At 42.3% G+C, this 17,771-nt stretch carries 15 protein-coding genes; all 15 read left to right on the top strand.

Annotated features, from left to right (window positions below; all coding sequences use genetic code 11):
- Positions 1-3: 3 nt before the first annotated feature.
- Complete coding sequence (flgL, locus tag B2248_RS02820; protein WP_273178896.1) at positions 4-909, top strand: flagellar hook-associated protein FlgL; 906 nt, start codon at positions 4-6, stop codon at positions 907-909.
- A gap of 38 nt (positions 910-947) precedes the next feature.
- Positions 948-1,718, top strand: coding sequence for a glucose-1-phosphate cytidylyltransferase (rfbF, locus tag B2248_RS02825; RefSeq protein ID WP_273178894.1), 771 nt, complete (start codon positions 948-950; stop codon positions 1,716-1,718).
- Positions 1,703-2,791: a CDP-glucose 4,6-dehydratase gene (gene rfbG / locus B2248_RS02830; protein WP_273178893.1), complete on the top strand. Its 1,089-nt coding sequence runs from the start codon at positions 1,703-1,705 to the stop codon at positions 2,789-2,791. The genes rfbF and rfbG overlap by 16 nt, the downstream gene beginning before the upstream one ends.
- A complete protein-coding gene (gene rfbH, locus B2248_RS02835) occupies positions 2,788-4,434 on the top strand; it encodes a lipopolysaccharide biosynthesis protein RfbH (protein ID WP_273178891.1) in 1,647 nt (548 codons plus the stop codon). The genes rfbG and rfbH overlap by 4 nt, the downstream gene beginning before the upstream one ends.
- A gap of 3 nt (positions 4,435-4,437) precedes the next feature.
- Positions 4,438-5,958 (top strand): N-acetylneuraminate synthase family protein, encoded by a 1,521-nt coding sequence (locus tag B2248_RS02840; protein ID WP_273178888.1) that lies wholly within the window; start codon positions 4,438-4,440, stop codon positions 5,956-5,958.
- Complete coding sequence (locus B2248_RS02845; protein ID WP_273178886.1) at positions 5,955-7,772, top strand: thiamine pyrophosphate-binding protein; 1,818 nt, start codon at positions 5,955-5,957, stop codon at positions 7,770-7,772. Before B2248_RS02840 ends, B2248_RS02845 begins: the two co-directional genes overlap by 4 nt.
- A 34-nt stretch (positions 7,773-7,806) precedes the next feature.
- Entirely contained in the window at positions 7,807-8,943 is a 1,137-nt protein-coding gene (locus tag B2248_RS02850; RefSeq protein WP_273178885.1) for a class I SAM-dependent methyltransferase, read from the top strand.
- Between the two features lie 4 nt (positions 8,944-8,947).
- Positions 8,948-9,601, top strand: coding sequence for an HAD family hydrolase (locus tag B2248_RS02855; protein ID WP_273178884.1), 654 nt, complete (start codon positions 8,948-8,950; stop codon positions 9,599-9,601).
- A gap of 23 nt (positions 9,602-9,624) precedes the next feature.
- Complete coding sequence (locus B2248_RS02860; RefSeq protein WP_273178882.1) at positions 9,625-10,509, top strand: NAD-dependent epimerase/dehydratase family protein; 885 nt, start codon at positions 9,625-9,627, stop codon at positions 10,507-10,509.
- Positions 10,510-10,593: 84 nt separating this feature from the next.
- The gene (locus B2248_RS02865; protein ID WP_273178881.1) at positions 10,594-11,676 is read left to right on the top strand and encodes a radical SAM/SPASM domain-containing protein; all 1,083 of its coding nucleotides are present in this window, start codon (positions 10,594-10,596) and stop codon (positions 11,674-11,676) included.
- Between the two features lie 96 nt (positions 11,677-11,772).
- Positions 11,773-12,585, top strand: coding sequence for a hypothetical protein (locus B2248_RS02870; RefSeq protein WP_273178879.1), 813 nt, complete (start codon positions 11,773-11,775; stop codon positions 12,583-12,585).
- A 70-nt stretch (positions 12,586-12,655) separates the two neighbouring features.
- On the top strand, positions 12,656-14,563 hold the full coding sequence (locus B2248_RS02875) for a B12-binding domain-containing radical SAM protein (protein WP_273178878.1): 1,908 nt from the start codon (positions 12,656-12,658) through the stop codon (positions 14,561-14,563).
- A gap of 5 nt (positions 14,564-14,568) precedes the next feature.
- Positions 14,569-16,518 (top strand): glycosyltransferase family protein, encoded by a 1,950-nt coding sequence (locus B2248_RS02880; protein WP_273178876.1) that lies wholly within the window; start codon positions 14,569-14,571, stop codon positions 16,516-16,518.
- Entirely contained in the window at positions 16,515-17,393 is an 879-nt protein-coding gene (locus tag B2248_RS02885) for an SDR family oxidoreductase (RefSeq protein WP_273178875.1), read from the top strand. The genes B2248_RS02880 and B2248_RS02885 overlap by 4 nt, the downstream gene beginning before the upstream one ends.
- Positions 17,362-17,721, top strand: coding sequence for a cupin domain-containing protein (locus tag B2248_RS02890; RefSeq protein WP_273178873.1), 360 nt, complete (start codon positions 17,362-17,364; stop codon positions 17,719-17,721). Before B2248_RS02885 ends, B2248_RS02890 begins: the two co-directional genes overlap by 32 nt.
- The last annotated feature ends 50 nt before the right edge of the window (positions 17,722-17,771 follow it).

Below are 17,771 nucleotides of genomic sequence, written 5' to 3' on the forward strand. Positions count from 1 at the left end.
ATCATGAGAATTTCGACATCCTATATTCAACAGCAAAGTGTGGACACCATGCTTGCCCAGCAGAAACAGTTGGCAGATACACAGTTACAAGTCTCCACCGGCCAGCGAATTCTAAGGCCCTCTGATGACCCGGTAGCCGCGGTAAAGTCACTCAATTATGAGCGTGAAGTCAGCATTAATGAGCAGTATCAGGCGAATGCAGATGTGGCGAACAATAAGCTCAATGCGGCTGAAAATGCCTTAACCAGTGCGACGGATATTATTCAACGGATTCGCGAACTCGCAGTTCAGGCGCTGAACGATACCAATGATGCTAATGCCAGAACAGGTATTGCGGAAGAAATTGATGAGTTGAATAAATCGTTGGTCAGTCTCGCGAACACGACCGATGCTAACGGCGAGTTTTTATTTTCTGGTTATCAATCTTTCACACAAGCATTCGATACCACAACATTTGCCTATGGTGGCGATAGCGGTCAACGCAGTATGCGTGTAGGAAGTGATTACTCAGTCGAAGCAACTTTTCCCGGAGATGAGCTATTTGTTATCACTAACGCTGATAGTTCAACACAAGCCATTTTTCAGACGATCGATGAATTTTCAACCGCGCTAAAAGCTAATACTATCGGTACAGCACCTAATAATGGTGAATTCTTAGATAATATGTCGACAGCCATTGATTCATTAACTACAGCAAGAACCGCTGTTGGCGCTCGAATCAATTCTATTGACCAGCAACGCAGCATTAATGAAGACAGTCTGACCAGCCTTGAAACCAGTCTGACTAAATTAAAAGACTTGGATTATGCGGAAGCCATTTCACGTTTAAACTCGCAAACGACCGGCTTACAAGCGGCTCAACAAGCCTATGTCAAAGTGCAAGGACTGTCCCTGTTTAACTTTTTATGAAACACTGACATAACTCTAACTATTGTCAGTTATAAAATATGAAGGCAGTGATTCTGGCTGGTGGCTTAGGTACTCGAATTAGCGAAGAGTCTATAAATAAGCCAAAACCAATGATAGAAATAGGTGGTAAACCTATTCTCTGGCATATTATGAAAATCTATTCACATCATGGTGTGAATGATTTTATTATCTGTTGCGGTTACAAGGGCTATTTGATTAAAGAGTATTTTGCGAATTACTTTTTGCATATGTCGGACGTCACCTTTGATATGCAAAATAATAAAATGCATGTACATGAAGCCCACGCCGAGCCATGGAAAGTGACGTTGGTTGACACTGGTGATGATAGTATGACCGGTGGTCGTATCAAGCGTATTGCTGAATACGTCAGTGAGGATGAGGCCTTTTGTCTGACTTATGGTGATGGTGTCAGTAACGTCAACATCAAGAATTCTATTCGTTTTCATCAAGAGCAGGGGAGACTAGCCACTGTCACGGCAGCCTATCCTCAAGCAAAGTTTGGTGCTCTTGATATTGAAAATGATCAGGTCATCAAGTTTCAGGAAAAACCGAAAGGTGACAATGGTATGGTCAGTGGTGGTTTTTTTGTTTTATCACCCAAAGTCATTGATTACATCGAAGGTGACCATACAAGTTGGGAGTCAAGCCCAATGGAGCAGTTGGTAAAAGAACAGCAACTATCAGTGTTCAAACATACTGGTTTCTGGCAACCCATGGACACGCTTCGTGATAAGCAACACCTTGAACAACTCTGGCAGTCAGGTCAGGCACCATGGAAAGTCTGGTGATTGCTCCCTCTTTCTGGCAAGGAAAATCTGTTCTGGTTACCGGGCATACTGGGTTTAAAGGATGTTGGCTCAGTCTATGGTTGAATGAATTGGGGGCTAACGTCACGGGTTATGCTTTAGCTCCGGCGACAAATCCTTCCATGTATGACTCACTTGCTCTAGATGACGAGTTGGATTCGATAGTTGCCGATATCAGCGATCTGGCTACTTTATCTGTGACCATCAAGACATTACAGCCAGACATTGTCTTTCATCTGGCTGCACAATCATTGGTTAAACCTTCCTATGATGACCCCGTAAATACCTATCAGACGAATGTGATGGGCACAGTTAATGTTCTGGAAGCAGTACGACATTGTCCTTCTGTGAAAGCTGTGGTGATCGTCACCTCTGATAAATGTTACGAAAATTATGAGTGGTCATGGCCTTATCGTGAAAACGACCGACTGGGTGGGCATGATCCATACAGTAATAGTAAAGGCTGTGCAGAGCTGGTCACGGATTCATACCGTAAATCCTTTTTTGCCGATAATAAAACGGCCATTGCAACGGCACGTGCAGGTAATGTCATTGGCGGTGGTGACTGGTCTGACTATCGATTATTGCCAGATTTGATTAAGGCAAAACAAAACACACAGCCATTAGAAATCCGGCATCCCGCCGCGATTCGTCCTTGGCAGCATGTTTTAGAGCCATTATCAGGGTATCTGCAATTGGCACAGCAATTGTGTGAAAGCGGCGTCGATGTGGCAGAAGCCTGGAACTTTGGTCCGGTACAGGAAGATATTAAACCGGTCCATTATCTTGTTGAACAAGCACAGAAAAAGTGGTCCAGCTTTGAATGGTATAGTCCGTCACAGAATGAACATCATGAAGCCAATATACTCATGCTGGATTGTTCTAAAGCACGACAAAAACTGGGATGGCAACCTGTCTGGCGAATCGATGACGCTTTATCAAAAACGTTTGACTGGTATGATGCCTTTTATTCCGGAAAAGAGATGCGTGAATTCAGTTTGCAACAGATTCAGCAATTTGTTCAGGCGGCCAAACCTCAGTTATTCAAAGCATGAATCCATTACATACACCTCACACTGAATCTTCATCGATCGCCTTAACTATTGGCGATATTTGTGTCGTTAATAAAGCGGGAATGTCACCCACGTTATGTGTTGTGGTGGCTATAGAAAATGCCACTATTGAATGTTATGAAATACTGGCATTTACCGATGATGTCTCAGACCTTGATATATTTGTTTTTGACGATGATAGTGTTAATGGTTCAGCTCAATATTTGGACTTACGTTTTCCGATCTTTGTCGGTTCACTTGATGTGGCTAGCCATCAGGGTAAAATTTCAACATTAAATCTCGAAAGACTTTTGCGGGCATTGGTGCAACGTCAGGTAAAACGTTACAGTCAAACTAAATTTCTGCACAAAGACTTTTTGCCTGGAAGCACTGCTGTTCCAGTGTCTGGCAAGGTCATGGATTCAAATGATATTGAGCATCTGGTTGATGCCTCATTGGATGGCTGGCTGACTACCGGTCGTTTTAATGCCCAGTTTGAAAAAGCGCTTGCTGAATTTATTGGTGTCAAACATGTGCTGACAGTGAACTCCGGTTCATCAGCCAACTTGTTGGCATTAACTGCACTGACTTCACCTAAGTTAGGTGATAAAGCATTACAAAAAGGCGATGAAGTGATTACTGTGGCGGCGGGTTTCCCGACGACAGTGAATCCTATTTTACAAAATGGTTTAGTGCCGGTTTTTGTTGATATTACCTTGCCTTCCTACAATATTGATGTCAGTCAGCTTGAGGCGGCGTTATCTGATAAAACCCGAGCCATTATGATGGCTCATACATTAGGAAATACGTTCAATATTGATGCTGTTGTGCGTTTTGCACGTCAACACAACCTTTGGTTAATCGAAGACTGTTGTGATGCTCTGGGGACCACCTATGCACCTTCTGTAGAATTAACAGATTATCGTGGTCAGCCCATCGCCATAAATGAGCCCCGACATGTCGGTACCTTTGGTGATATTGCTACCTTAAGTTTTTATCCGGCTCATCATATTACGATGGGAGAGGGTGGAGCTGTTTATACCAATAATGGCCAACTGAAACTGATTTTGGAGTCATTCCGTGACTGGGGCAGAGACTGTTTTTGTGAGCCAGGCCAGGACAATACATGCAAAAAGCGCTTTAGTTATCAACTAGGGCAGTTGCCCTGTGGTTATGACCATAAATATACCTATTCTCATCTTGGTTATAATCTGAAAATTTCTGATATGCAGGCCGCTGTGGGCTTGTCACAGTTAGCTAAAGTCACAGGGTTTATTGAGAAAAGAAAAGCCAACTTCCAACGTCTGTACACAGGCTTGTCTTCGCTAAAGGATTATTTGCTACTGCCTGAAGCAGAGAACAATGCTGATCCGTCTTGGTTTGGTTTTGCTATTACTTTAAAGCAGGGTAATCGAGCTGACTTTATTCAGTATCTTGAACAACACAAAATCGCCAATCGATTAGTATTTGGCGGTAATCTCATCAAACAACCTTATTTTGAACAGCAAAGCTATCGTAAAGTTGGAGAATTAACGGTCACCGATCAGGTCATGAATGATTCTTTATGGATCGGCGTATTCCCTGGGCTGTCTGATGAGATGATTGATTACATGATCGATACCATCCAATCTTATTTCAAAGTGTGAGCGATGACTGACAAAACAACGATGTATCAAAAGTTATTCGTACTGGAAATGGCCAACAATCACCAAGGTGATTTAGCCCATGGCAAACAAGTCATTCAGCAGATGAAACAGGTGTGTGATGATTTCCCTTTCCAGTTTGCCTTTAAACTGCAGTACCGTAACCTGAAAACCTTTATTCATCCCGATTATCGCGACAGACAAGATATTAAATATGTTAAACGGTTTCGTGATACGGAGCTGGATGAAACCCAGTTACTAGAACTAAAACAAGCTATTGATGATGCCGGTTTTATTTCCATGTGTACGCCTTTTGATGAAGATTCTGTTGATTGGATTGAGCGACATGGTTTCGACATATTAAAAATCGCATCCTGCTCTTTGACAGACTGGCCGTTACTAGAGCGCATTGCCCAATCCTCTTTGCCATTGGTGATGTCTACAGCCGGTGCCACGATGGAAGAGATTGAAAATGTCGTTCAGTTTTTTTTACATCGCCACAAACAATTAGCGGTGATGCACTGTGTTGGCGAGTATCCAACGCCAAGACAAAATTTACAGTTGGGTCAAATTAGTCTATTAAAACAACGATTTCCTGAGGTGACCGTCGGCTATTCAACCCATGAAGACCCAAATGAGACAGAAGCCGTGAAAATGGCCGTCGCCATGGGCGCACAGCTATTTGAAAAGCATGTTGGGGTAGGTGAGCTCAATGCTTATTCAGCGAACCCTGAACAAGTCAGACAATGGTTACTCTCAGCGCAAGAAGCTTATGCCATGCTTGGTCTTGAGGGAGAGCGTGTGGCGGTGACAGAGACAGAATTAACCACACTGAACTCATTACGCCGAGCGGTGTTTGCTAAACAAGACCTCACTGCTGGCAAAGCATTGCAAACAGAAGATTTTTACTTGGCGATTCCAAGTCAACCCGGTCAATTATTAGCCAACGACTTATCCAAATATAAACAGTTTGAGTTAAAAGCGGCAGTAAAGGCTAATGAACCTTTATTACTCGAGCAGTTAGAAATCACCGATACCCGTGACATGGTTTCAGCTTCACTATCTAAAGTGTGTGCTTTATTACGTGACGCCGGCATTGCTATTGCTGATGGCGTGAACTGCCAGTTATCGCATCACTATGGCATTGAGAAGTTCGAAGAAACAGGTGCGACCATTATTGATGTGGTTAATCGTGAGTACTGTAAAAAGATTCTGGTGTTATTGCCGGGACAAAATCATCCTGTGCATGCTCATCATAAAAAAGAAGAAACCTTCAATGTGTTGAGTGGCGAACTGCAACTGCAGTTGGGTGATGAACAAGGAACCATCAAAGCCGGCGAAATGGTCACCGTTGAACGCGGAGTTAAACATGCTTTCAGTAGTGAAACCGGGGCGATATTTGAAGAATTGTCGACGACACACTATACCGATGATTCTTATTACGATGATAAAACCATTAATCAAAACAGTCGCCGCAAAACGAATCTGATCTTTCGTGCTGACTGGCTAACTATGGAGTGGGCATGAGCCAACAACGCGTTGCTGATTATATTTTTGCCCGAGTTGCCGAATCAGGCGTTAAAGAGGTTTTTTTATTGCCGGGCGGTGGGGCTATGCATTTGGTGGACGCACTCGGACAAAATCCTGATATCACATTTATTCCTACCCATCATGAACAAGCTGCAGCAATAGCTGCTGAAGCCTACTCTCGTGTGAATGAAACACTTGGAGTGGCGTTAGTTACTACCGGGCCGGGTGCGACCAATGCGTTGACTGCTGTAGCGGGTGCCTGGATTGAGTCTGTGCCTTTGTTGATAATCTCAGGGCAGGTGAAACGGGCTGATATGAAAGCCGACAGTGGTGTAAGGCAAATGGGGCCTCAGGAAGTTGACATCGTGTCGATGGTTAAACCCATTACCAAATATGCCATCACCGTTGATGAGCCTGAGAACATTGGCCTTTATCTTGATAAGGCTCTACATGAAGCGATGGCAGGACGAAAAGGCCCTGTCTGGCTGGATGTGCCTTTGGATGTACAAGCCAGTTTAATTGAGCCGGAAGAGCTAGCCCGTGATGAATCGAATACAGACACTGAGTCAGACTGTTCACTTGAGCTGGATGAAGTTATTCAACTCATTCAGCAGGCAGAGCGTCCTATTATTCTAGCAGGTCATGGTATCCGTCTATCAGGTGCGGCTGAAGCATTCAAACAGCTCTATGAGAAAACCGGTATTCCGGTATTAACGACCTGGAATTCACTGGATCTGATTCCATACGAACATCCATTATGTGCCGGCCGTCCCGGTTCTGTGGCACTCAGACCGGCAAACTTTGCCGCCCAGAATTGTGATTTGTTAATTAGTATTGGTGCCCGTTTGGATAATGTGGTCACCGCGCACAATCCGCAAAATTTTGCCCAATATGCCGACAAAGTGATTGTCGATATTGACGCGTCTGAATTAAAAAAACATCAGTTGCCAAAAGCAAGATTGATTCAGGGCAATGCCAAAACTTTTATCGAACAACTGAATACTGAACTACCAGAGCTTAAAACTGACTATTCGGATTGGATTAATAAAATAGCCGATTGGAAACAACGCTATCCACGCTGTGATGGTGAAATATTTCCAGAGCAAGGTGAAATTAGTCATTATCATTTTATCGATCGTTTATCTGCTCTCACTAAAGCCAATGAGCTTATTATTACTGGCAGCTCAGGGCTGGCAGTGGAAGTCTTCTACTCTACCTTTGTGAATAAACCCGGCCAACGTATTTTTCTCACCTCGGGTTTAGGCTCGATGGGCTATGGTTTGCCCGCGGCGATTGGTGGTTGTCTGGCCTCAGGCAGAAAGCCCGTTGTCTCGGTAGAAGGTGACGGAAGCTTGCAGCTCAATCTGCAAGAACTAAGTACCTTGAAGTCACTCAACCTGCCTATTCGAATGTTTGTGATGAACAATAATGGCTATGCCTCCATTCGAAATACTCAGCGCAATTATTTTGATGAACGCTATGTTGCGACAGGACAAGAAGCCGGTTTATTGATACCGGATTTGGTTAAACTGGCTGAAGCAATTGATCTAGATGCTGTTCGAATAAGTGATGCTAGCGAACTGGATGAAAAAATTCACTATGTGCTCAATCATCCTGGCCCGATTCTTTGTGATGTCACTATCATTAAAGACGAAGCGTTATGGCCAAAAGTATCCGCTATCCCTCAAGCGAATGGTTCAATGGTTTCCATGCCTTTGGAGGATATGTCACCTTTGTTATCTATGGAGCAGCTTCATAAAGAAATGTTAGTTCCCGTTTCTCCTAATTCAACCTTAGTTGAACGCCGCTAGTGATGTTGTCTTCTATTCAAGAATCAAAAAAACCATGAGTTTACACTGTCGAGTTTGTGATGCGGCACTTAGTGCCACTCCGTCGCTGAGTTATTGTGGTATGCCAAAATCTGCCCAGTATTTTCCTGATGAATTCAATGTTGGCAATGATTCTGGTGTCGATTTGCATGTATATGAGTGTGGCGCCTGCGGTTTGATCCAGCTAAGTGCTGAGCCTGTCAGTTATTATCGGGAAGTCATAAGAGCGGCATCGGTTTCGTCTGAGATGGCCGCTTTTCGTCGTGCTCAATTTACAGACTGGGTTGAAAAGTACCAACTGCATCAGAAAAAAGTGTTAGAAGTTGGCTGTGGCAGAGGTGAATATTTAGAGATTTTGGCACAAACAGGTGTTGATGCCTACGGTGTTGAATATGGCGAACTAGCCTCAGAGCATTGCCAATCTCAGGGACTAAATGTCGAAACACTATTTCTTGAAGACCGGCTTACCAGAGTTGCTGCTTACCCGTTTGATGCTTTTGTCATGCTCAACTTTTTAGAACATTTGCCATCTCCTGTTCATTCCTTACAAGCGATTGCTGACAACCTCAAAAGTGATGCGATTGGACTTGTTGAGGTACCAAACTTTGAGATGATAATAGAGCAGGAGCTTTTTTCAGAGTTTATACCTGACCATCTGTCTTACTTTACTAAAGAAACGTTGATAACTACGCTCAATTTAGCTGGTTTTGAGGTGTTGTCTTGTCAGGCGGTATGGCATGAATACAATCTTTCAGCTGTGGTTAGAAAACGTGCCAGCAAAAACCTAAAGCGGTTTGAATTGTTTCAGCATGATCTAAAGCGACAACTCGATCACTACATCAACACTTTTCCCTCCAATTCTGTTGCTATATGGGGGGCAGGCCATCAGGCTTTGGCCATTATGGCGTTGGCCGATCTCAGTGGTAAGATTCGTTTTGTAGTGGATTCAGCTACATTCAAACAAAATAAATTAACACCAGCTACCCACATCCCTATCACCGCCCCAGCAAAATTAGAGCAGGAACCCATCTCGGCCATCATTATCATGGCAGGTAGTTTTTCGGATGAAATTTACACGATTCTGAAAACGATGAGATTGAATAATCCTGGTATTGCCGTGGTTGATGGTGCCAAGTTGAAAATTCTGGAGTAATGCAGTGACTGTACTGAAGAATAAAAAATATATTTTCTTTGATTTTGATGGCACGTTGGTAGATTCGGCTGCCTGTATCCTATCGAGCTATGAATTTGTGATGCAGACTTTTGATATGAAGCCCAAGGTCAAGATTGAACAAGGCATTATCGGACCCCCCCTTCCTGAGACGATGAAAATGCTTGTGGGTGACGTTTCTGAAAAAACATTGAGTGAAATGACTCAGTGCTTTAAGGAAAGGTATGACGCCATAGTTGAAAAAGAGACGCTTTCCTATTCTGGTATTGAGGCTGTTTTAAATCAATTGAAAGCCTGTCATAAAAAACTATTTATAGCCACGAATAAGCGAACAGAGCCGACCTTTAGTGTGATAAACGAACTTAACTGGAATAGTCTGTTCGAATCGATACAGTGTGTTGATATGTTACCCAAAGAGCAGCAGAGTAAAACCAAGTTGTTATCAAATATGTTGCACGAGTACGAGGTAGAACCTTCCCAAGCTGTATATATTGGTGATCGCACAGATGATCAGATCGCAGCATTGTCAAATCAGGTTGATTTCGTTGCCGTGGCATGGGGATATGGTGATTGGTCAGGTTATGACGGCGTCTGTCTGTCGCAAGTAAATGCTCTTACTTCTTTACTTGAAGACGACTGAGCGGGAAGTCGAGAAAGCGAATTTTGAAGAAAGTATTAATTACTGGCGGCAATGGTTTTATTGCGAGAAGTCTTGCTCGTGAATTTGTAGAAAAATACGATTTAACAGTCTGCTCTAGGAAGGAGCTGGACTTACTCAACGCTAATCATGTTTCAGAATTTCTTCGGCATCATCATTTTGATGGCATCATCCACACTGCTACCTATGATGCTGCTCCAAAGGGGTCAAAAAAGGACCCTTCGATGGTTCTCGAATACAACTTGAGGATGTTCACAAATCTTGTTCGCTGCGAGCATGACTACGGAAAGCTACTTTATTTCGGTTCAGGCGCAGAGTTCAGTCGCCCTCACTGGATACCAAAAATGCGTGAGACGTACTTTGATCAACATGTGCCTGAGGACCAATATGGTTATTCGAAGTACTTAATGACCAAAATTGCAGAAGCAAAAAGCCAAATTATCAACTTGCGTTTGTTTGGTGTGTTTGGGGAGCTAGATGATTGGCGTTACCGGTTTCTTTCAAATATTTGTTGTCACGCAATAAAAAATCAATCGATTACCGTGCAGCAAAATGCAAAAGTAGATTTTCTTTACATTAAAGACTTAAGCAAAATCGTCCAGTGGTTTGTTGAGCATCAGCCACAGCACTCGGTATACAACATATGTTCTGGAATGGCTCATGAGTACGCTGAGTTGGCAGGGAGTGTAGCGAAACTCGCGTCATCAGAACAGATTGATATTGTTATCCATAACCAACAGATTCGACATGAGTATAGTGGTGACAATAGTCGTCTATTAAAAGAAATACCGGATCTCAAATTAACACCAATACAAACTTCACTGAGCTCACTTTTGCAGTGGTATCAAGCGCACCAAGATGAGATTGACCCACGTCAATTTCATTATTGAATTAATGTTAAGATGAATCTAGTCGATATAATTTGTATTCAATGATTATTTCTAATCAATCAACTCCAATACCGAGAAGAAAATATGCTTACACCAGCTGAACAAGCGAAAAGGAGTGATCTTCGAGCAAGAAAGCCCTACATCGCAGACAAACTGGCAAATATCAAAAATATGGAAGAGCGGGGAGAAATCAGTCCCATCATTAGGCTGGAAAAAAGTTACTTGTGTAATTTCCAATGCTCACATTGCTCTGCTGAGTACTACATGGATAGACATTTAGAAAAAGTGCTCCATGTCCAGGATGAGCGTGAAAAAATTGATTTAGCGTTTATTAGAAATTTATCAAAACAAGCAGATGAATTGGGTTTAGCTCGTTTCGTTATCACTGGTGGCGAACCTTTAGTGATGCGTGATCTGGATGAAGTGGTTGAAGCGATAGATCCGGATAAACATTATGTCATTTTAGATACAAATGGCTGGTTTTTAGATGATGCAAAAGCCCAACACCTCAAGGCTATTGGTGTAGAGAAAATTCAACTTTCTCTCGATAGTTTCATAGAAGAAGAACACGATTCATTCAGAAATAAAAAAGGCTCGTACAAGCGAGTGATGCGGGCAATTGATGCCTCATTGAATGCCGGTCTGAACTTGCTATTATCAACCGTACTCATTAAAGGTCGTGTTCACACACAAGAATTTATTGATTTGTGTGAGTTCTGTACAGAAAAAGGTGTGGGGTTATATGTATCGTATGCGAAGCCAACGGGGTCGTGTACAGAACATCCTGAGTTTGTCATCACTAAAGAAGATGCTGATCGTGTTAGAGAGCTTGAGAAAAAATATTCTGTGTTCACCCACATGACACCTTCATACGGCTCATACAAAGGCTGCATCACGGTAAAAGGCATAATAACGGTGACATCAACAGGGGAGATTACACCTTGCCCTTACATTGATTTTTCCATCGGTAATTTAAAAGAGACTTCATTAAAAGATATTTTGGATCGAGGTATGCGAAATCCATGGCTTGGCCCTCATCGCCCTGATTGTCTCATTGGTGAGGATGAAAAATTTATTCGTATTCACACAGAAAAAACAGCAAACGCCAAATTTCTGCCGCTTCCTTGGGGTGAAGGATTTTCAGATAACGACTCATTGTTTGATTAATCTAACTTGTCTGTTTAATCAGACTCTTATGACCATAGGTATGAAGTTTGCTTAAGTTGGTAGCAAACAAAGGCACTAGTCTAATCGGAATAGGTAATGACCATATTGAATTCGCAACTTTCATCACAGCTTTTAGATACCAAAGAATGCTTCGATATTCATGGTCGATGTCTTCCTGGCAGCATACAAGCTCAAGCCCATAAAAAAACAAGACGTTACTTTATCTTAGATACACCGGAAATTGATTTACAGCAGATATACTATCGCCATCAAAGTGTTTTTGACATTGAGAAGGTGTTGGCATTTTCGGCCTTTGAGAATAAAGTAAATGCTATTAAAGCCTCCATTGCTAAGCATTCGAGCATGGAAAACATACTAAATGGACCAGCGATTCCTTTTATTCTTCCTCAGCTTCATCAGAATGATATTGGGCAAGAACTGGAACAGCGTTTTTTGCCAGCCATAGCCCAGATTTTTTCAGATAACCTTCCCGACTCTGACTTTACGAATCATGTTGAAGAGTCTTTAGTGGCTAAACTCACACCAGCTGCATCTGGACGGCAGCAGTATTTACTTAACAATGTAAGAGAGTCTGCAGTTGTAGGGTTGTATTTTCCTTGCTTGTTAGGCTTTTCTGTTGAGGCCGCGAGGCAGCAAATTGAATTATTTCCTGAGAATTTTCTTTTGTCCGGAGCCTATGACACAACAGCAGCTTTTATTTCGGTGCCAGAGTTATTGTTCAGGAAAGATGGTTATCCTCCGCTATTATGGTTAGCTGGTATGGAGACGGATAATCCCAAAGCGAATTATCATTTTGAAGCGTATGGTTATAACTTAACGTTTAATAAGCGACCTCATTTTAATCAGACGGCAGAATATTGGGCTTCTGGTATCACTGTGCTGGAATGAAAACAACATTAACTCTGATAATAATAAACAGTAAAACACGTATTTTGCTGCACTACGAAAGGCAATGGCTATGAAAGTATTATTTTCGAATCCTCCATGGTACAAAGAAGCCACACCAGAGACGCCTGGCTGGCGAGGCGTAAGAGCTGGTTCCCGCTGGCCACATACTTTTCAAGTGCATTCGCACACAGTTGTAGATGGCATCATTCAGGAACATATCGGAGGCTATTTACCCTTTCCTGTCTGGCTAGCTACTGGCGCAGCCTATGCGAAGCGAGAAGGGTTTGAGACAGTTATTCGTGATTCGCTTTCAATGGGTGAAACATTTGATAGTTTCTATCAGTTCATCAAAGAAAGCCGACCTGACTTCATCGTTATCGAGAGCTCAACCCCAACTGTAAAAACCGATCTCAAGATCGTGAGTCGGATCAAGACGCTGCTTCCTGACGTCAAAGTAGCGTTTACAGGACTTCATACCGAGTTTGAAGATGAAACGTTTTTGGAACAAAACCCGGTTATCGATTTCACCATTTATGGTGAATACGAAACAACCGTAATCCAGCTTTTATGCGCGCTCAGAGACGACCGCTCATTGGAAGATATTCCTGCGTTGATATACAGGGATAATGGAAAAATACATCGAAATGAAGCTGAAAAGGAATCAGAACAAGAAGTGTCTGAGACTATCGAAGTAAGCCAGGTGAAAAAAAATGAGTATGGCAGATTGCCAGACCTTTCCACTATGCCTTGGGCTGAACGTGAAGGCTTACCAAACCTGAATTATTTTGATGGTGTATGTGGACTTGAGCGCCCTCAATTGCAGTTAATGGCTACACGTGGTTGCCCTTACGGCTGTATTTTTTGCGCATGGCCGCAAATGTTATTCCGTAGTCCTCGTTATCGCATGCGCACGACTGACGATGTCATAGAGGAAATTAAAGCAAATCTAGAAAAGGTGCCTTACAAGAGTATTTATATCGATGATGATACGGTAAATATCAATAAAAAGTTTGTACTTGAGCTAGCCGCTAAGATGAAGTCTTCTGGTATTGGTAATCGTATCCCATGGTCAACGATGGGTAGAGCCGATTTGATGGACAGGCAGACATTGGAAGCGCTAAAAGATGCTGGATTATTCAGTATTAAATATGGTGTAGAGTCAGCCGAGCAGGGAATCCTAGATGAAATTGATAAACGGATGAATGCCGAAAAAAATATTGAGATGATCAAGCTGACATCAGAGCTGGGTATTCGCGTACATCTCACGTTCACATTTGGTTTACCTAGTGATACAGCTGAAACTATTGAGAATACAATTGATATGGCTTGTGGCTTGCCGGCTGATACTGTTCAATTCTCTATTGCTACGCCATTCCCTGGGACAGAAATGTATCGTTTATACGATGAAAAAGGTTGGATCGTTTCCAAAGATTGGGATGATTACAATGGATCAACGGTAGCGGTCTCGAGAACAGAAAACTTCACTGCAAAAGAGCTTGAGGCTTATGTCAAAGAGGCATATCGACGTTTCGATCAAGCTCAGGTAGAAAGAGCGTTTCCGGCGGAAGAAGTCACCATAAAATTGAAACAAACGCTAAGTAATCTAAATAAGGGTGATAGCGTCGTTGTGATGCAGTCCTCACGTGTACATCTTACTCGTTGGATCATTACCTCTCTTGCGAAGTTAGGTCTGGATGTACATGTTTTAACACCTGTTCGATTTAAAGATGAATTTTCTCCCGTGCTATCAGAAGATAAGATTCATGCTTTCTCCGGTAATAGTCATTTTCTTAGTGACATGCTTAAGCCTGAGTTGGACGTGCTGAAAAACGATATCACCTTCAAAGGTGCTTTTATCCCATACACATTTGAGAATCGAGATGGGTATCAAGAGGTAGAGAGTGTCGCTTCATACTTGGCAGGCAACATTACCGCTGGTGTGAGCCGGCGTGGTCAGATTTTTTCGTATAACTCATGAGGGTATTGGCTATTGGAGCATTATGGGTTCCATATATACGAGAAAATTGGTTTGATGCACTTCAGGCAGTACTGGGTGAGCAAGTTATTTGTGTCAATGCTGCACCACTGTTGGTAAACAAAGAACGTTACTCGACTCAGCCTGAGAGTTTTCATTGTGCCTATATATACGACTTAATTCGTCGTGAGCATATTGACTACATATTCTTCTATCATGATTGGATTTTTGCTGATTACCCAGATACGTTTTTTGAAAAGATACGTTCAGCAGGAATCAAGATCGCTACCTTTCTTCCAGATGATGAGCCAGAGGTTTGGTACCAAAGAAACACACAGTTTGATCATCATTACGATGTGATTGCCTCTCACTCATCTCGTGGTGTAGAGAGAAGGAAGCAAAGTGGCTGGACAGATAGGGTGATATACCTGCCATGGGGCTACAATCAACGTCAATGCTATCGCTTGGATGATTCTCCGAAATCGATTGATATTGTCTTTTTCGGTAAACATAAAGTGAATGAACTTGATGACAAATCCTATTTAGAAGATGGACAGCAACGAGAAAAAATTCTTGAAGAACTAGCAACGCTTGCTAAGTCCCGTGGCTGGCTTTTTAAAATATTCGGCTATGGATGGGATAAACATCCAACACTTTCTGAGTATGCTGGTGGTGTGCCATCGCAGGAAGAGATGGTAAAAATCCTTAATTCAACAAAGATTGTTTTTAATCCTGCTTGGTCATCGGATGGAACTGATGCTGTTCAAACAAAACTTCGTCACTTCGAGGTGCCTGGCTGTGGAGCTTTCCAAATTACAAATACTAATTCGGAACTGGCAGAGCTTTATGAGCCGGATAAAGAGATCGTTTTCTATGATAATGATGAAGCTTTATTCTCAAAAGTAGAATATTTCCTCGAAAATAATAAAGAACGAGAACAGATAGCCGATGCGGCTTACCAGCGGAGTTTGGCTGAACATACCTTGGATAATCGTGTGGGCACCCTCTTTGACACAATGGAGAAGCTCTACCCATCAGAGAAGCAAACTTCACCATCAATACCTGATGTTGAAGTTATCTCGATTACCTCACAGCAAGCATTGCAGACATTTCAAAAGCAAATTAAAGATAAGACTGTGCAGTTTAGAGATGACCAGTGGATTCATATTCAAGCTGGCAGGTTCGACAAGCTCACTGTTTCCTACGCTACATTAAGTCCTTTTTTAAAGCGGTTTCCTGATCAGATACTCGAAGTCAGTAGCTATATTGATTTTGAAGGTAATCTCACCTACAACCCGCTTCAACCAAAACTGGTTGAGAAGCACTCTACCTTGCTTGATGGCGCTGTCGACGATGAAATTCTCTTTCCACTACTAGGTGATGAGAAGACCACAATCCTTCTTGGAATCAAGAAAAATGCCAAGATACATTTGTTGAACAACTACATTGTGCCAGGGCATAAACTTGAATCATTCTTGGATTATTTCTTTGATACAAGCAGTCAAGAGGAGCTGGCGACCATACCAACAGGTCGTATCGTCACTGAAGCTGTAATTTCAGTGCCTGAATATTTGAGTTCTGCATTTCCCTACATTGATAACTTTGAGTACGTAAAAAGGTTGAGAAGGTTGCTCCCTGTTTTTGCTAAACAAAACATGAGAGTGGTCATTTATGGTATCTCTGGAATGGGGCAGACAACACTCGATCTCATCAGTAATATCACTCCTAATCTGCAAATTATTGGCATCGTGGACCGTTCGCTAAAATCGAGTGCGTTTATGGGGATTCCTGTCTTTGCAATGACTGAGTTAGAGCAGGTTGATATGGATATTCTCATTTTGACAGCAGGTGCTTCAGGACCAAGTATTTATCAGGATATAAACTACTTAGAAGGAAAGGTATGCATCCTACCGTTATACGACCTAGCTCACCCTGTATGGAGCACAATGGGGCTATGAGTATTCTGTTAACGGGTGCCACAGGTTATGTCGGCCAACACATTAAAACGGCATTTGATAGCGAATGGCAGATTTTAGGTGTTAGCCAGCATGGTGATATTGACCAAAATATAGCCGCATGTGATTTGTCTGATGAACGTGCGGTTGTTGAGCTGGCACAGACTGTCTCTCCAGATGTGATTATTCACGCGGCGGGTGATAAGAATATACAGCGATGTGAGCGTGATCCTAGTCTGGCTTATCAGGCGAATGTGCAAACAACGCTCAATCTTATAAAAGCCTTTCCTGATGCAAAAATAATATATATTTCAAGTGACTATGTGTTTTCAGGTGACCGAGGTGGATATAGAGAAACCGATCCTATTTCTCCTCTGACAGTTTATGGGAAAACTAAGGCCTCAGCTGAACTGAATGGCTTAATCTTGAGCGACCAATTTTATGTCTTAAGACTAAGTGCACTTTATGACGGAGAAGCGACCTTCTTGAGATTTCTTCGAGAGCAGTTACAAAGCGGTAAAGCGGTCGACTGTTTTGATGATGCTTTCTACTCACCCACTTTTTATAAAGATTTCTTGAACGTTTTAGATAAACTCGTGATGACGCCAAAATTATCTAATCGGGTCTATCACGTCTGTGGACAGAGAATATCGCGATTTTTCTTTGCTAAGTTATTTGCCAGAAGTGCTGGTTTTGATGATGAATTAATTCTTCAAGCCAGTCGACTGCATGGTGAAGTGCCATTTTTATTCGGTGATTTGTCGTTAGAAAATACCATGACCTGTGAGTCACTTGATGTCACCATTGGCACGCATCATGCGTACCTGAACTCACTGGAGGTACTCGATGAAAATTCTATCGCCGTATCAAACCTTTGAAGATGAACGGGGTTATCTACTCGGTTTACTAAATCACTCTGAGTGGCAGGAAATTAACTTCTTGGAGACAAAGGCGGGTAATAAACGAGGAAATCATTATCACAAAAATACCCGGGAGTTTTTTTTCATCATTGAGGGACGTGGTGACATTGAAATAATTTCTGAAAGTAAGGGTAAGGAAGTTCACGAATTCAAATCACTTGATATCTTCATTATTGAGCCGATGGAAATCCACACATTTTATTGTCACGAAAATACAAAATGGATAAATGCGCTAACTATGAAGTTTGATGCTGATAACCCTGATATTCATATTCCTGAACGGTAATGCGTTTTAGTAGTAACTCATGTTCTGTATCAAAGCAGAGATAAGGAGAG

This window comes from Methylophaga sp. UBA2012 (assembly GCF_002335235.1).
Classification (GTDB): domain Bacteria; phylum Pseudomonadota; class Gammaproteobacteria; order Nitrosococcales; family Methylophagaceae; genus Methylophaga; species Methylophaga thalassica.

Coding starts and splice junctions, on each gene's coding strand:
- flgL (WP_273178896.1), top strand. CDS start 4: ATGAGAATTTCGACATCCTATATTCAACAGCAAAGTGTGGACACCATG.
- B2248_RS02870 (WP_273178879.1), top strand. CDS start 11,773: ATGACCATATTGAATTCGCAACTTTCATCACAGCTTTTAGATACCAAA.
- B2248_RS02840 (WP_273178888.1), top strand. CDS start 4,438: ATGACTGACAAAACAACGATGTATCAAAAGTTATTCGTACTGGAAATG.
- rfbG (WP_273178893.1), top strand. CDS start 1,703: ATGGAAAGTCTGGTGATTGCTCCCTCTTTCTGGCAAGGAAAATCTGTT.
- B2248_RS02890 (WP_273178873.1), top strand. CDS start 17,362: ATGAAAATTCTATCGCCGTATCAAACCTTTGAAGATGAACGGGGTTAT.
- rfbH (WP_273178891.1), top strand. CDS start 2,788: ATGAATCCATTACATACACCTCACACTGAATCTTCATCGATCGCCTTA.
- B2248_RS02845 (WP_273178886.1), top strand. CDS start 5,955: ATGAGCCAACAACGCGTTGCTGATTATATTTTTGCCCGAGTTGCCGAA.
- B2248_RS02850 (WP_273178885.1), top strand. CDS start 7,807: ATGAGTTTACACTGTCGAGTTTGTGATGCGGCACTTAGTGCCACTCCG.
- B2248_RS02865 (WP_273178881.1), top strand. CDS start 10,594: ATGCTTACACCAGCTGAACAAGCGAAAAGGAGTGATCTTCGAGCAAGA.
- B2248_RS02885 (WP_273178875.1), top strand. CDS start 16,515: ATGAGTATTCTGTTAACGGGTGCCACAGGTTATGTCGGCCAACACATT.
- rfbF (WP_273178894.1), top strand. CDS start 948: ATGAAGGCAGTGATTCTGGCTGGTGGCTTAGGTACTCGAATTAGCGAA.
- B2248_RS02875 (WP_273178878.1), top strand. CDS start 12,656: ATGAAAGTATTATTTTCGAATCCTCCATGGTACAAAGAAGCCACACCA.